The organism is Ralstonia sp. SA306 (genome assembly GCF_054792405.1).
The window spans coordinates 91986-105105 of record NZ_CP096453.1; the positions used below are offsets into that span (position 1 = coordinate 91986).

Annotated in this window: 14 protein-coding genes and 1 pseudogene; 7 read left to right on the plus strand and 8 right to left on the minus strand. The window is 60.9% G+C overall.

Annotation, left to right across the window (positions count from 1 at the left end):
* Both M1D44_RS25720 and M1D44_RS25725 read right to left on the minus strand, forming a co-directional pair.
* The gene (locus M1D44_RS25720) at positions 1 to 462 is read right to left on the minus strand and encodes a PRC-barrel domain-containing protein (RefSeq protein WP_021197630.1); all 462 of its coding nucleotides are present in this window, start codon (positions 460 to 462) and stop codon (positions 1 to 3) included.
* Positions 463 to 856: 394 nt separating this feature from the next.
* Entirely contained in the window at positions 857 to 1039 is a 183-nt protein-coding gene (locus tag M1D44_RS25725) for a CsbD family protein (RefSeq protein WP_045204854.1), read from the minus strand.
* Positions 1040 to 1418: 379 nt separating this feature from the next.
* On the opposite strand from M1D44_RS25725, the gene M1D44_RS25730 reads away from it, so the two are divergent.
* From M1D44_RS25730 to M1D44_RS25745, 4 genes are all read left to right on the plus strand, one after another.
* Positions 1419 to 2009, plus strand: a complete 591-nt coding sequence (locus tag M1D44_RS25730) for a BPSL1445 family SYLF domain-containing lipoprotein (protein ID WP_439004803.1) — start codon at positions 1419 to 1421, stop codon at positions 2007 to 2009.
* A 485-nt stretch (positions 2010 to 2494) separates the two neighbouring features.
* A complete protein-coding gene (locus M1D44_RS25735; protein WP_037028723.1) occupies positions 2495 to 2653 on the plus strand; it encodes a DUF3309 family protein in 159 nt (52 codons plus the stop codon).
* A gap of 73 nt (positions 2654 to 2726) precedes the next feature.
* Complete coding sequence (locus tag M1D44_RS25740; RefSeq protein ID WP_439004804.1) at positions 2727 to 2984, plus strand: hypothetical protein; 258 nt, start codon at positions 2727 to 2729, stop codon at positions 2982 to 2984.
* Positions 2985 to 3074: 90 nt separating this feature from the next.
* Complete coding sequence (locus tag M1D44_RS25745) at positions 3075 to 3962, plus strand: slipin family protein (protein WP_439004805.1); 888 nt, start codon at positions 3075 to 3077, stop codon at positions 3960 to 3962.
* A gap of 87 nt (positions 3963 to 4049) precedes the next feature.
* On the opposite strand, the gene M1D44_RS25750 is transcribed toward M1D44_RS25745, so the two are convergent.
* Positions 4050 to 4265, minus strand: a complete 216-nt coding sequence (locus M1D44_RS25750) for a glycine zipper 2TM domain-containing protein (RefSeq protein WP_080693787.1) — start codon at positions 4263 to 4265, stop codon at positions 4050 to 4052.
* A gap of 396 nt (positions 4266 to 4661) precedes the next feature.
* Between M1D44_RS25750 and M1D44_RS25755 the strand changes: the two genes are divergently transcribed.
* Positions 4662 to 4877: a hypothetical protein gene (locus M1D44_RS25755; protein WP_156158402.1), complete on the plus strand. Its 216-nt coding sequence runs from the start codon at positions 4662 to 4664 to the stop codon at positions 4875 to 4877.
* Positions 4878 to 4972: 95 nt separating this feature from the next.
* Here M1D44_RS25755 and M1D44_RS25760 read toward each other — a convergent pair whose 3' ends face one another.
* Positions 4973 to 6262 carry an NRAMP family divalent metal transporter gene (locus M1D44_RS25760; RefSeq protein ID WP_439004806.1) on the minus strand — a complete coding sequence of 430 codons (1290 nt, stop codon included), beginning with the start codon at positions 6260 to 6262 and terminating at the stop codon, positions 4973 to 4975.
* Between the two features lie 185 nt (positions 6263 to 6447).
* On the opposite strand from M1D44_RS25760, the gene M1D44_RS25765 reads away from it, so the two are divergent.
* On the plus strand, positions 6448 to 6996 hold the full coding sequence (locus tag M1D44_RS25765) for a hypothetical protein (protein ID WP_156158401.1): 549 nt from the start codon (positions 6448 to 6450) through the stop codon (positions 6994 to 6996).
* Between the two features lie 126 nt (positions 6997 to 7122).
* Here the strand turns inward: M1D44_RS25765 and M1D44_RS25770 are convergent, their stop codons facing one another.
* From M1D44_RS25770 to M1D44_RS25785, 4 genes and pseudogenes are all read right to left on the minus strand, one after another.
* The gene (locus tag M1D44_RS25770; protein ID WP_156158400.1) at positions 7123 to 7338 is read right to left on the minus strand and encodes a hypothetical protein; all 216 of its coding nucleotides are present in this window, start codon (positions 7336 to 7338) and stop codon (positions 7123 to 7125) included.
* Between the two features lie 536 nt (positions 7339 to 7874).
* The gene (locus M1D44_RS25775) at positions 7875 to 10088 is read right to left on the minus strand and encodes an amylo-alpha-1,6-glucosidase (RefSeq protein WP_439004807.1); all 2214 of its coding nucleotides are present in this window, start codon (positions 10086 to 10088) and stop codon (positions 7875 to 7877) included.
* 17 nt (positions 10089 to 10105) lie between these two features.
* A complete protein-coding gene (locus M1D44_RS25780) occupies positions 10106 to 11185 on the minus strand; it encodes a glycosyltransferase family 4 protein (protein WP_045204847.1) in 1080 nt (359 codons plus the stop codon).
* Between the two features lie 400 nt (positions 11186 to 11585).
* Positions 11586 to 11909: pseudogene (locus M1D44_RS25785) on the minus strand (Crp/Fnr family transcriptional regulator); the annotation flags it as partial.
* 332 nt (positions 11910 to 12241) lie between these two features.
* Here M1D44_RS25785 and M1D44_RS25790 point away from each other — a divergent pair.
* A complete protein-coding gene (locus M1D44_RS25790) occupies positions 12242 to 13018 on the plus strand; it encodes an EAL domain-containing protein (RefSeq protein WP_439004808.1) in 777 nt (258 codons plus the stop codon).
* Positions 13019 to 13120 lie beyond the last annotated feature (102 nt).

A 13120-nucleotide genomic window follows, 5' to 3' on the forward strand; every position in this document is an offset into this window, starting at 1 on the left:
TCAGGAATCCAGTTTGGCCTCTTTCCGGCTCCCCTCCCAGTACGGGGGCGTGCCATAGTACTGATGGATGCTGGTGGCCCATTGCGTATCCGCCATGCTAGGCCAGTGATTCTGATCAAAACCCGGCGCGGCTTCCAACTGCTTCTTGTCGATGCCCAGCACGAAGCTCTTGCGTACAGTGTCGAGCGTCAGAGCAGACCATGGCACGGCGAACAGCTTCGTGCCGACACCTAGAAAACCGCCGAATGACAGCACCGCATAGGCGATTTGCCCGCGGGGAACATCCAGCATGATGTGATCGATCTTGCCGAGCTTCTCACCGCTCGGGCCAAGAACCGGATCGCCGTTGAGTGTGTCGGCAGCCATGATGACGGGGCCGGGGCCGGCGCCCTTCAGCTGACCGTTGCCGACGATGGCAGCGCGCGGTCCGCTGCTTTGGTGGTCCAATTCGTTGATGTTCATGGTGTGACTCCAGATAAGGTGATTAGCCATTGAACCGGCGACTGCGCCGGCGGGGGGATACGTCAATGCGCACGGCGTTTCCCCTTGTGCCGTGGAGTGGGCTCGACGCGGGAAGCCTGCCTCTTGCTACCGACAGCCAGGCTCCAATCTGTCTTGTCGAGCGAGGTACTGAGCTGACGCTCCGCATACATGGCCGCACCCGGCGAGATTGGGTCGCTCGCCGGAAAGGTCATCTCAAGCGATGCGTCCACAGCGGATTGATAGGTGTGCCCTTCATCCGCGGCAGGTATGCATCCGCAAGCAGCAGGCTCCGACTTTCTGTGCTGTGCGGTGGTAGTGACTTTGTGCATGATCGCTCCCGTGTTGCATTGACGCGCTGCGCAGGTCGCGGGCATCAAGGCTTCGGCTGCTTCTTGAACGCTTCCTTGGCATCGCCATACGCGGCCTGCGCCTTACCGGCAATCTGTTCGACCTTTCCTTTCGCTGCCGTGGCGTCCTTTCCGGTGACCTTGCCAACGGCTTCAGTCAACTTGCCCTTCGCTTCCTCAAGACGGCCCTTCACTTGATCCTTGTTCATGGCAATGCTCCTGCGCTTTCGGCGCTCAGTTGGTCGTGGGGGATGCCGTGCCTTGACGCGCCGCGCTCGGACCACTTCCACTTCATTACCCGGCGATGCGCATACCAAAACAAGACCTTGCCCAACGAAACCGCATGATGTCTCCGCAGACGCAGTGCCGTCTGTACGGTAGTGGACTAACTCGAGAGGGGCGGCGCAATCACCCACGCAAATTGGCTGAACCGCGTCGCAAGCTGCGATGGACCGGATTCCGCCCGCGCGCAGCGAATCGCCATCCCTGGCTCTTTTCACCAGGCCCTGCATCTTCGTACGCTGTCGTACCGTAACGCACTCCGCATTGACATACGCTCAAGATGGCTCTTCCACGATGGAGGCAAAGATGCGAGAAAAACGTTTCCTAACAATGACGGCGATGGCTCTTGCCGCAGTCGTCGGACTCATGACTCCCGGCTGCACAACGACTGGAACGTCTGACTCGGCCGCCCATCAAGTCGACAAGCGACACGCGATTGATACAGCCGCCGACTCGACGCTTGCGCGTCTCTATACTGCCGCCAGCGGGTCGCGCGAACTGGTCGGCAAGGCCCGTGGTGTACTGGTGTTCCCATCGGTCATTGCCGCCGGATTCGGCATAGGCGGCCAATATGGTGAGGGGGTATTGCGCGTGGGCGGTGGGACGACCGGGTACTACAGCACGACAACGGCATCGATTGGGTTGCAGATTGGCGCCCAATCGAAAGCAATCATCTTCCTCTTCATGACACAGGAGGCGCTGGACCGATTTCGCAATAGCGAGGGGTGGTCTGTAGGCGGTGACGCATCGGTTGCCGTCCTGAAAGTGGGTGCCAACGGCAACATCGACAGTTCGACCGCGACGGGGCCGATCGAGGCATTCGTTCTCACCAACAGTCGGTTGATGGCAGGCGTGACGCTCGAGGGCACGAAAGTCACCAAACTCAAATCTCTTTAGTGCAGTCGCGAGGAGGCCGCCATGCGCGCCCTTATCTATACGGTCCTGGGGATATGGATGGCCTCGCTGGCCGGTTGCCTGTGGGTTCCTGACGACGGCTACCACGACGGCCGGCAGGGTGGCTATGAACGTGACCACCGTGGCGGTTATGAAGGTAATCGCCACGGAGGCTACGAGGGTGACCACGGTGATAGAGACCGTGATCATCGTTAGCGAAGCCGTTATTGATGGCCCCCGCTGACCAAGGGGGTGATCGCCGCTTTGCGACCCGCACGAGACATGCATTGGCATGCTGGTGCGTACGCTACCGAACCGTTCTCAAACCCGCACTACTCTATTCTTCAAGAGGATGGGGGACGCTGAATTCGCTCGGGCAATGCCCGGAAAACTTCGCGCGTCAACCTCATGAAGAACCAACCGTGGAGCGCTTCTTGCCTGGCTCGTGCACACGGAGTGGGGGGAATCTACAAAACAAGGAGGACATCATGTCTCTCGGACTCGTACTTCTCATTGTCTTAGCCGTTTTACTGGTTGGGGCATTCCCAAGGTGGTCCTACAGCAACGGGTGGGGCTACGCGCCAAGCGGTGCGCTCGGCGTGGTTCTGCTCATCGTTCTCGTGCTCTTGTTCATGGGGCGACTCTAAAGCCGACGATCCGTTACGCCCCACGGCATCTCATGCACAGGCGGCGGCGCACTACGAGAAAGAGGCCAACGTGATGCTCGATCAAACCATTCTCCAGTTCCCAGACATGGAGCGCGACGCGTTTCGCGAGGTGTGCTTGCGCCACGGCCTCGCGCCCGACGGCTTTGAGGTGTCATCCACCGAATACTTCTCAAGTGGCGCCCCTTCCGAGGCGCTGGACCGTAGCGTCATCGTCCGGATGGGCAAGACCATGCGGGAATACGACGGTGCTCATGGCCCGGACTGGACAGTCGATTTTGAACACGACATCCGGTCACACGTCTTCGGGTAAAGACGTCACGCAGACAGTTCGAGCGACCGTCTCCAGAACCCTGACCCCGTCCCTCATGGTTTGCAGTACCACTTGCTGGCGAGGCGCCATATGAATCCCATCACCGCATTCATCGTTGTCCTTCTCTTGGCTGTGGGGGCCGCCGCCGGTATGTTCGGCTCGGTTCTGCTGGCGCCCGTGTTTTGGGTTGCGGCAATCCTCGTTGCATCAACACTCAAGATGGCAAACGCCTGGCAGAAGTTCGTCATCCTGCGCGCAGGCAAGCTGCAAAGCGTGAAAGGGCCCGGGTTGTTCATGATCCTGCCGATCGTCGACAGCGTCACCGCTGTGATTGACGAGCGCATTCAAACGACCGGATTCAATGCCGAGCAGGCATTGACGAAAGACACCGTGCCGGTCAATGTCGACGCGATCATCTTCTGGCACGTTCATGATGCGCAGAAGGCTGCGCTGGCCATTACCGACTACCGTCAGGCCATCGATCGCGTCGCCCAGACATCGTTGCGTGAAATGATCGGCGCCTCGATGCTCTCGGCACTGCTATCAGACCGGAAGGCGGCAGACGAGCAGCTGCGCGCAGAGATCGGCGAGAAGACTGCAGCATGGGGCGTGACCGTATCGTCGGTCGAAGTGCGCGACGTGGCCATCCCCGTGGCGCTGCAGGACGCGATGTCCCGGCAGGCGCAGGCCGAACGCGAGAAACAGGCCCGCGTCATCCTGGGTTCTGCAGAAGCAGCCATCGCCGCCAAGTTTGTCGAGGCTGCGGGCATGTACGAAGGCCATCCGCAAGCGCTGCAACTGCGTGCCATGAATATCATCTATGAGACCACCAAAGAGCGTGGCGCCACGATCCTGATGCCGACCTCAATGGTCGACAGCATGAATCCCGTTGCGGTTGCCTGTGGGGTTTCCGGCAGCACGGAGCAGACCAGCGCTGTTCTGCCGCTCAAGACGGCTGCGGCTGCGGCCGCCGCTTAAGCCATACACCTTCGATTCACAAGAACGGGTTGGAAAGCGGCATTCCCCATTCGTGCGGGCGTGCCGCTTCGCCGGCCATGGCCGCAATCATTTCCCAACCTGATTGCCTACGACGCCACCGACGACTGCGCCGCCCACTGTCCCTACCGCGCTACCGCCTGTCAGGACAGCGCCTGCCACACCACCGACACCGGCGCCGATTGCAGTGTCCGTACCTCGCCGGGACATCCCGGCACACCCGCCCGCGAGCGTCACGATCACCAGCATCGCGCCGCACAGTTGTGCTATCCGATTGCTACGCATTTTGTACACCTCCGCCCCGATCGCAAGCCACCGCGTGCTGTTGCGGAGAGCGCAAATCCAGGACTTGAACTTTCTGTACGGACCACAAGCGGCGTACAGCCCATCGGGGCATCCCTGCGTCAGCACGTGAGCGTGAGTGTCGCGCGGACGTCCCGACAAAGAGGATCCTCGCTCGCGTGAAGTGTGTCGGTACGGTGGCAGACGCAGTCGTCACCTGCCCAGGTGTGCAACCGTTGAGGGCAAGCGGCGGACCGACTGCGTGATTCACCGTCAATACGGACCGGGTTCTGTACGGTACCGAGCCGACGACGTTTCGCCCCGGCCTTACGCTGCAGTCTCAAATAACAGTGAAACGGCACTTTCCGACATACCGAGGTAACCGCACCAAGGACATCTATGATCAATTCGCTCGACCTCCCAAACGGAACGCTTGAAATCCGCACGCTGCAGCGTAGTGACCGGCGATGGTTCTCCGAATATCGCTTCACGCACAGTGATGGAAGCGGCACCGGCTGGGAAGCAGCTGCAATCCCAGAGGGGTTCGTTTCCTCCGGATTGGCATTCAGCGCCGGGATACTTCTGGGGCAACAATGCGCGGAACTCACCGGGTGAGGGGGAAGAGGCGGCGCCACCCGAGGGGGCTACGCCACCAACACGTTGCATGAGGTCAACATCGGCATGCGGGCAACCTGCTTGCGTGCCGATGCCTACAGCAGAAACATCGCCAGGGCAGCAGCCCCCATGATTGCCGTGGCAGACCAACCCAAGACGATCAATGGCCGGCTTGCGGTATAGGGGCCCATCACCGCGGGCTTCGACACGAGCAGGATGATGACCGCCATCAGCGGGACCGCCACCACACCATTGATGACTGCGCTCCAGAAAAGTGCTTTCATCGGTCGGATCGGTGAGTACTGGATCGCCAGCCCTGCGAGTACGCTCAAGGCGATGATGCTGTAGAACCCGCGGGCGTCGCTCACTTTCCGCTCCAGCCCTTCTTTCCAGCCCATCGCTTCGGACAGCGCGTAGGCGCCTGATCCGGCCAGCACAGGCACGCCGATCAGCCCCACCCCCAGGATCCCGACGGTGAACAGCACGTACGCAAAGTCTCCCGCAAGCGGTCGCAAAGCACTGGCCGCCTGCGCCGCGGTCGTGATGTCGGTCACTCCAGAAACGTGCAAGGTCACCCCCGTGGCGAGGATGATGAAATAAGCGGTCACGTTGGAGTACAACATGCCGCTCCAGGTGTCCCATCGAATGCGCCGGAGCTCGGTGCGGGCCTTGGCTCCATCGGCTTTCAACGACGGGTGCGCCCGCATGTCTTCCACCTCTTCGGAAGCCTGCCAAAAGAACAGGTAGGGGCTGATGGTGGTACCGAACACGGCAACCACCATGGATGCGGCACTGGCATCAAGCCTGACGCTGGGCCACACCGTGTGCAGCGCCACGCGGCTCCACGGCACGTGTACGGTAAACAAGACTGCGGCATACGCCAGCAGAGACGCCGTCAGCCACTTCAGAAAGAAAACGTATCGGTGGTAAGGAACGAATATCTGCAGTGCCAGGGTACCGAACACCACCAACGCCGTCATGACATGCCGGTCGATGCCGGAAACGAGTTCCGCGACCTCGCCCATCGCCGCAACGTCAGCAGCAATATTCAACGTATTTGCGATCAGCAACAGCAACACGACGATACGCAACACAATCGGCGGGAAGACGTCCTTGATGTTGGCCGCAAGTCCCTTGCCCGTGACGCGTCCCATGTTTGCGCACATGGACTGCATGGCCGCCATCAACGGAAACGTAAGTGGCATGGTCCACAGCATCTCCAGGCCAAACTGCGCCCCAGCCTGCGAATAGGTCGCGATCCCGCTCGGGTCGTCGTCGGCGACGCCCGTGATCAGCCCGGGCCCGACATGCGACAACGGATGCGCATTCAAGCGCGCGCGCAGAACGCGATACAGATTGGGCCGGGCCTCTCCGCTGCAGTCCATGTTTGGCTTCCTCGTCTACCAGCGCTGGGCTGGAGTTGATCGACGCGATGTTCTAGTACCGGATCTTAGAGCGGCTCGCGTCTTGCTCGTGTATCAGCGTATGGGGGTTTCCCCAGACAAGCGGGGGTGATGCGCAGCATCGCTGGACTGTCGTCTTGCTTCCAACATTTTCTGCGATATGGTGCTTGGAACGCGCATCTATTCCCACTATTCTTTACCAGGAACGGGCGCGCATTCTGGACGCCACCGCTTCTCTATCGAGAGACAACATGGGCGCTTACGACAAGCTTGATGCCGCACTGAATGCGTTCGAAAAGCGCAAGGCGGAGGAGGAGGAAGAGGCTGCAGACAAGCAAAGTGCTGCGGAAACTTTCCGGGCCGAGTTTGCAGCGTTCCGGACGAAGACAGTGCATCCTGTGTTTGAGGATATCGGCGCACACCTGCAAAAGCGCGGCCACGGCTTCAAGGTCGAGATGACCGCCCTCAGCGCGACGCTCCATGTGTTTCCCGACGCCAAAGAACAGCCGGCATCTCTCTCGGAGCGCGCCGCCCAATACCCCAAGATCACCCTGATCGGCGACGCACTGGACCAGAAGATTCACGTGCACATGGTCGTTTCCAACCATAACGGTATGGCGTCCACCTCCGAAATAACCTTTGATCTGCGAGAGCTTACCGCGAACACTCTGCGTGACCTGGTCGTGGAATGCCTTGCCAAGTCCTTTGCAGGGTGAATGGGATCGACCATTCTCGCCGTCGAATTGCGAACATCATGTGCGCAACCCTTCAGCCAGGTGCACGTCGCCCCAAGCCTGTCGCAAAGGGGCCACGACGTGCCTCTCCTAAAGGCACTGCCTGCTTCAGCGTGCAAGCTCGGCGCACTGTTGCCCCAGCAGTATCCCGGCGCTGAATGCGAGGCCAGAAGAAATGAAGCCTTCTGGGATGGTGGCCTCTGCCCATGCTGTGGCATGTCCATCATTGGGCGTGAAACGATATTCGGAAAACCATCGTCGATCGCTGCGTTGTTTTGTGCGTATTTCAAGCGTTCCGTTTGGCAAGTCAAGCGAATTGATCATAGAGATGCTCGCTGCGGTGCCCTCGGTATGCCGGACTGTGCCGGTTCACTGTTATTTGGGATTCCAGAATAGTCTTCGGGTAGGGCTCTGTCAGATGAGTACCGTATGGAAGCAGGTCAAATAGTGTCCTAGGTCAATGCTGTTACGCCGTCGCCGCTATGCGGGAAGACAGCGGAGTGTCGGGCCACGTGATCCGCACGTCTGTCACTGCCCGGGCACTTTCACAGTTCCTCTCGCATTTCTGCCTACAGCGACAAAGCAGATCCATACCAAGCGCGATGACATCGATTGGAAGCTTGAGTCCGACAGCGCAACGCACGCCATTCACGCCGTGCACGCAGCCCGACCGCCATGGAGAAAAGGAGCGCGGGCAGTTGCGGCGTGACGGAGGATGAGCTCCATGCTCGTCACCTGCATGGCAAGCACCGCAGGCCACACCGCTTTACGCACACTCGTCGCGAGCCAAGTCGGCCGAAACATCGGTCCAAAGAAAGAAGCTCGGGGTCCGTCATTCGCGAATGACCGTCACCCCTCGGCTAGCTTCGAGTGATTGTTCTGATTGGCCCCTGCCGGTTCAGCACATCGACCACCACGCGCTCGCCGGAGCGACGCACCGCCACATCCGCACTGCCTTCACCGACTGCTAGGTTGCGGAAGACCACTTCGTCAAGGAAGGGCGGCAGCGACGGAGACTCGAAGGTGATTGCCGGCTCGAGCGTGTCGAAGTCGAGCCCCAGGCAGGCCTGCAAAAGCAGCAGCGGAGCGGCCGCCGCCCAGGCCTGCGGTGAGCACGCCACCGGATAGAACGTCGGGCCTTGGCTACGCTGGCGTGAAAAGCCGCAGAACAGCTCGGGCAGCCGGCGCAGCTCAATGTAGCTGGCGGCCGCGAACAGGCCCTCAAAGATGCGGCTGGCTTCGGGATGGTAGCCGTAGCGTGCCATGCCCGCGGCGATCAGAGCGTTGTCGTGCGGCCAAACCGAGCCGTTGTGGTAGCTCATCGGATTGAAGCGTGCTGCATCGGTACATACGGTACGGACGCCCCAGCCGCAGAATGCGTTGCTGTCCATCAGCGCAGCCACCACCGAAGGCGCGCGCTCGGGCAGCGCGATGCCAGTAAACAAGGCGTGGCCGGCATTGGATGCACGTACACGGCATGGGCGCTTCTCGCCGTCCAGCGCCAGCACGTAGGTGCCCAGTGCGGCGTCGTAGAAACGCGCGTCGAAAGCCTCACGCAGCATGTCCGCCCTGGCCGCATAGACCGCTGCGCTCTCGTGATCGCCCAGCGCCGCACTGATCGACGCTGCTGCCCGCCAAGCACCATAGGTGTAGGCCTGCACCTCGGCCAACGCAATCGGGCCCGGGGCGAGCTGCCCGTCTTCATGAAAGACCGAATCGCGGCTGTCTTTCCAGCCCTGGTTGATGAGGCCTTCCGGCGACTGTCGGCCATATTCGACAAACAGGTCGCCATCGCGGTCGCCATAGTCGTTGATCCAGTCCAGCGCAGCCCGGATGTGCGGCCACAGAGCGCGCATGGTTTCGACATCGCCGGTGCGCCGCAGGTAGGCACCGGCTAGCAGCACGAACAACGGCGTGGCATCCACGCTGCCGTAGTAGAGTCCGAACGGCACTTCCCTCAGCCTCGCCATTTCGCCATGGCGCATTTCATGCAGGATCTTGCCCGGCTCGGCATCGGCCTGTGGGTCAACCGTTTTCGCCTGCATCGCGGCAAGGAATTGCAGCACGCCGCGGGCAATTTCCGGGTCGAGCCAAAGCGTCTGCAGCGCGGTAATCAGGGCATCGCGCCCGAACACCGTGCTGAACCATGGAATGCCGGCATACGGATACGGTCCGTATTCGGTGTTGGTCAGCAACATGTACAGGTCCGATACGCTGCGCCGGGCCATTTCATTGAAGAGTTCATTGGAGGTCGTGATGGATGCCGCGCGGCGGGTCGCACGCCGCAACTCGCGCCGCGACTGCAGCAGTGCGCTGAGGAAGGATTGGGGCTCCACGGGCTCGGGCTGCATCGCTTCGCAGCGGATCTCCATGCGAAGTACCTGCGAGCACGACGGCTCGAGCGTCAGGTTGAAACTCGCGCTGCCACCGCCCAGCTCGGCCGGCGCCGGATCAAAGGCGAGCCGGGTCTCGCGCCGCACCTCGTCCAGACCGGCATAGCTCAGTGTGACCGTCGCACCCGCGACATCCGGCGTATGCACCGTGCCGCGCCGCAGCCGCCGCGTACCACGCACTTCGAAAAGGTCGGCAAAGTCGGCATCGAAGGCAATATCCACGCGCACGCTTCGTGACACGTCGTCATAGTTGCGCACGCTCAGCCGCTCATAGCAGGCGCCGTTCCAAAGGAAGCGCGACCTGCGCAGGTGGATCAGATCGTGCTCCAGCCACAGGCGACCGTTCTCGTCGAACAGGTCAGGATTGGTCAGGTCGCAGGTCAACGAGGCGTTGTCGTCGCGCAATGTGGAGGACAGCAGCATAGGCAGCGCCCCATCGATGGTCAGGCGTAGATAGGAGAGGTGCCTGGTATCGAAATGAAACAGCCCTTCCGGACTGCCTAGCACACCGAGGGCATCGCCGTTATGGTCGAACAGCGCGAAGGTGTCTCCGTGTTTGAGCGTGCGAGGCCGGCGCTCCTGCAGCGAGGCCGCTGCCGGGATATAGAACTGCGCAACATGGGCTGCCGCGGCGGCCGGTGTTGCGCTGCCCGGCAGTTCGTTCGACGGCTCGAAATGCATGGATAAAGTCCCTCTACTCACGCGAGCACCAGTTCGCCGGAATCGCGTTCCGGCGCGTCTGCGGCGCCAGGTTCGGTCAGGCTTCGGTAGATCCGCACGTATTCGCGCGTCATCCGATCGACGGTAAAGCGCGCCTCGAAGGCTGCACGCACGGCAGCGCGCGGGAGGGTGCTCACGCTATGCACGGCCGCCACCGCTTCATCGACGTTGCGCACGATATATCCATTGACGCCGGCCTCAATCACTTCAGGCACCGAGCCGCATGCAAACGCGACCACAGGAGTGCCACACGCCATCGCCTCGATCATCACCAGCCCGAACGGTTCTGGCCAGTCGATGGGGAATAGCAGCGCGAGCGCATTGCCGAGGAAGGCGGATTTTTCATGCTCGTCGATCTCGCCGAGGTATTCGACATTCGGGTGCGCCGCCACAAGTGGGCGGATGGTGCTCTCCCAGTAGGCGCGGTCGACCTCGTCAATCTTGGCGGCGATCTTCAGCGGTAGCCCGGCGCGTGCCGCAATCGCGATGGCATGGTCGGGGCGCTTCTCCGGCGAAATCCGGCCGAGAAACGCCAGGTAGTCGCCGCGTGGATTTGCACAGCAGGTCAGTAGGTTCGTCGGCAGGCCATGGTGCACGGTGCCGGCCCAGTTCACCGGGGGCATAGGCGCGCGCTGGGCGGTGGAAACCGAAACTAGCGGGAAATGCGGGAAGCGCGCGTAGAACGGCAGCAGATCCGGCAGGTCCAGGCGGCCATGCAAGGTGGTCACGGCCCGCACCGGCATGCACCGCAGCAGCGGGTACTGCATCATGTCGATATGAAAATGCAGCACATCAAAGCTGCTGGCACGCGCCATGACTCTGTCCAGCATCATCACGTAATACGGCAACGGATCGCGCACGTGCGTATCAAGACGTAGCGCCACGTCGCAGCACGGTACCAGTTCAGCAAGTGTGGCCGAATCCCCGCTTGCGAACAACGTGACTTCGTGGCCCTGCCGCACCAGTTCTTCGGTCAGGTAGGAGACGATGCGCTCCGTGCCGCCATACAGGCTGGGCGGGCAACGCTCCGCAAGTGGTGCAATCTGCGCAATCTTCATCGGTACCCCCGCGTCTTGTATGTAGCAATACTGGAGGCTGGAGTGACCGCGCCGGAGCCTGGGCCGGCGAACGATCAAAAGGGCCGCCCTCAATTTCAGGCTGTCGTGCCCAGGATTGAAGTGCGCGGTAAGGCCCTGCTCGCGCCGCGCGCGGAAGTCCTGCCTTTACAGTAAATCAAAGCGTCATGAAATTCGTCTTCAATTTGACGCCACTAGGTCAGTTGCACGGGACGTGCAGAAGGCAGCATCGCCTCGCTGTCCTGTGCGCGGGCCAATGCTTCGCCCACAGGCGCAGGATGGGATGTCTCTCGCGTGTCGTCCGTACGCTACCGTTCAAACGGACTTTGCGGCGGACCAGCCCAGGCGGGGTGGGATATCGATGATTCCAGATGTGCAGCAGTCAGATCGCCTGAAGGTCAGGGAGGAGACGATCAAACTCCCGCTTGACCACGGCGTAGCATTCACAGACGCGGCCTTCGAGGCCTGGCCGATCCAGCACTTCGATATTGCCGTGGCTATAGCGGATCAATCAGGCGGTCTGCAGCTTCAGCGCCGCCTCGGTGACACCGGATCTGCGCACACCCAGCATGTTGGCGATCAGTTCCTGCGTCATGCGCAGCTCGTTGGACGGCAGGCGGTCCAGGCTCAGCAGCAGCCAACGACACAACTGCTGGTCGATCGAGTGGTGGCGATTGCAGACCGCCGTTTGTGCCATCTGTGTTAACGCGCGAGCAGAATTCACCCACCGGGGGTCAAATTTAGCTGCGCGCCAACACCCCCTCAAGTCAAAATGCGGCGCTAAGGCCTTTTGCGGTCTTCGCCTCTCCGCTGCCTAAGGTGCACTGCGCGGAATGGGCAATTGATCTATCATCCAATTCCCCCTTCCCCCTCACGTGAGCGCAGTTTGCTCGCGTCGATCCCCTAGTGGCGCTGTACTGCACTTCGAGTGAAGTCAACGTCGCACAAGCCCGCTTGGCAGGAGTGTGCAGTGCTCAACGCCCACGCCCCGACCAAGCGTGAAGCGGTTGCCCAAAATCCTTTACTCGTTTTGCCAAGATGATTCAGATCCATAGCGCAAGCCGACCATCGGCATCCAACAAGCACTGCTCCGGATGCAACTCCGATGATGGCACCTCAATCGAGATGGCCTTCGCATTTCAGCCGATCGTTGATCTGCGCACGGGCGACGCCTACGCACACGAAGCGCTCGTACGCGGGCCCAACGGAGAGCCTGCGGCATCGGTGCTCACGCAAGTGGACGAAGCCAACCGTTACCGGTTTGACCAACGATGCCGCACCACCGCAATTGAGCAGGCGGCTGAGATAGGGATGGACACCTTCCTATCCATCAACTTCATGCCGAACGCTGTGTATCAGCCAGCCGCATGTATCCGTACAACCTTTGAAGCGGCCGAAAAGTACGGCTTTCCAATCAATCGGATCATCTTCGAAACCATCGAGGGCGAAGACATCATCAACCGCCCCCACCTCCTGGAGATCTTTCGGGCGTATCAGTCGTTCGGCTTCCAAACCGCGATTGATGATTTCGGTGCCGGCCACTCCGGGCTCACCCTACTCGCCGATTTCCAGCCGGACCTGATCAAGTTGGATATGGCCCTCATCCGAGGAATCGATTCAGATGTGGTGCGTCAACGCATTGTTTGCGGCGTGCTCAGCATCTGCAACGACCTCGGGATCCGGGTCATTGCCGAAGGCGTTGAAACGGCGCCGGAACGCGACTTCCTCGCTGCCGCGGGTATCACGCTCATGCAAGGCTACCTGTTCGCAAAGCCTGCGTTCAGAGCAATGCCACCGATATCAAATACTCGCTGATTGTCACACGCACTTTAGCCGGACCGGCTGCGGGCACACCGGTTATCCAGCTTCGGGCCTATATGCCCGGGCTGGCGGACGGCTGATTCGCATCAACCTCGT

Coding starts and splice junctions, on each gene's coding strand:
- M1D44_RS25730 (WP_439004803.1), top strand. CDS start 1,419: ATGCGAGAAAAACGTTTCCTAACAATGACGGCGATGGCTCTTGCCGCA.
- M1D44_RS25745 (WP_439004805.1), top strand. CDS start 3,075: ATGAATCCCATCACCGCATTCATCGTTGTCCTTCTCTTGGCTGTGGGG.
- M1D44_RS25790 (WP_439004808.1), top strand. CDS start 12,242: ATGATTCAGATCCATAGCGCAAGCCGACCATCGGCATCCAACAAGCAC.
- M1D44_RS25725 (WP_045204854.1), bottom strand. CDS start 1,039: ATGAACAAGGATCAAGTGAAGGGCCGTCTTGAGGAAGCGAAGGGCAAG.
- M1D44_RS25780 (WP_045204847.1), bottom strand. CDS start 11,185: ATGAAGATTGCGCAGATTGCACCACTTGCGGAGCGTTGCCCGCCCAGC.
- M1D44_RS25760 (WP_439004806.1), bottom strand. CDS start 6,262: ATGGACTGCAGCGGAGAGGCCCGGCCCAATCTGTATCGCGTTCTGCGC.
- M1D44_RS25775 (WP_439004807.1), bottom strand. CDS start 10,088: ATGCATTTCGAGCCGTCGAACGAACTGCCGGGCAGCGCAACACCGGCC.
- M1D44_RS25735 (WP_037028723.1), top strand. CDS start 2,495: ATGTCTCTCGGACTCGTACTTCTCATTGTCTTAGCCGTTTTACTGGTT.
- M1D44_RS25770 (WP_156158400.1), bottom strand. CDS start 7,338: ATGATCAATTCGCTTGACTTGCCAAACGGAACGCTTGAAATACGCACA.
- M1D44_RS25740 (WP_439004804.1), top strand. CDS start 2,727: ATGCTCGATCAAACCATTCTCCAGTTCCCAGACATGGAGCGCGACGCG.
- M1D44_RS25720 (WP_021197630.1), bottom strand. CDS start 462: ATGAACATCAACGAATTGGACCACCAAAGCAGCGGACCGCGCGCTGCC.
- M1D44_RS25750 (WP_080693787.1), bottom strand. CDS start 4,265: ATGCGTAGCAATCGGATAGCACAACTGTGCGGCGCGATGCTGGTGATC.
- M1D44_RS25755 (WP_156158402.1), top strand. CDS start 4,662: ATGATCAATTCGCTCGACCTCCCAAACGGAACGCTTGAAATCCGCACG.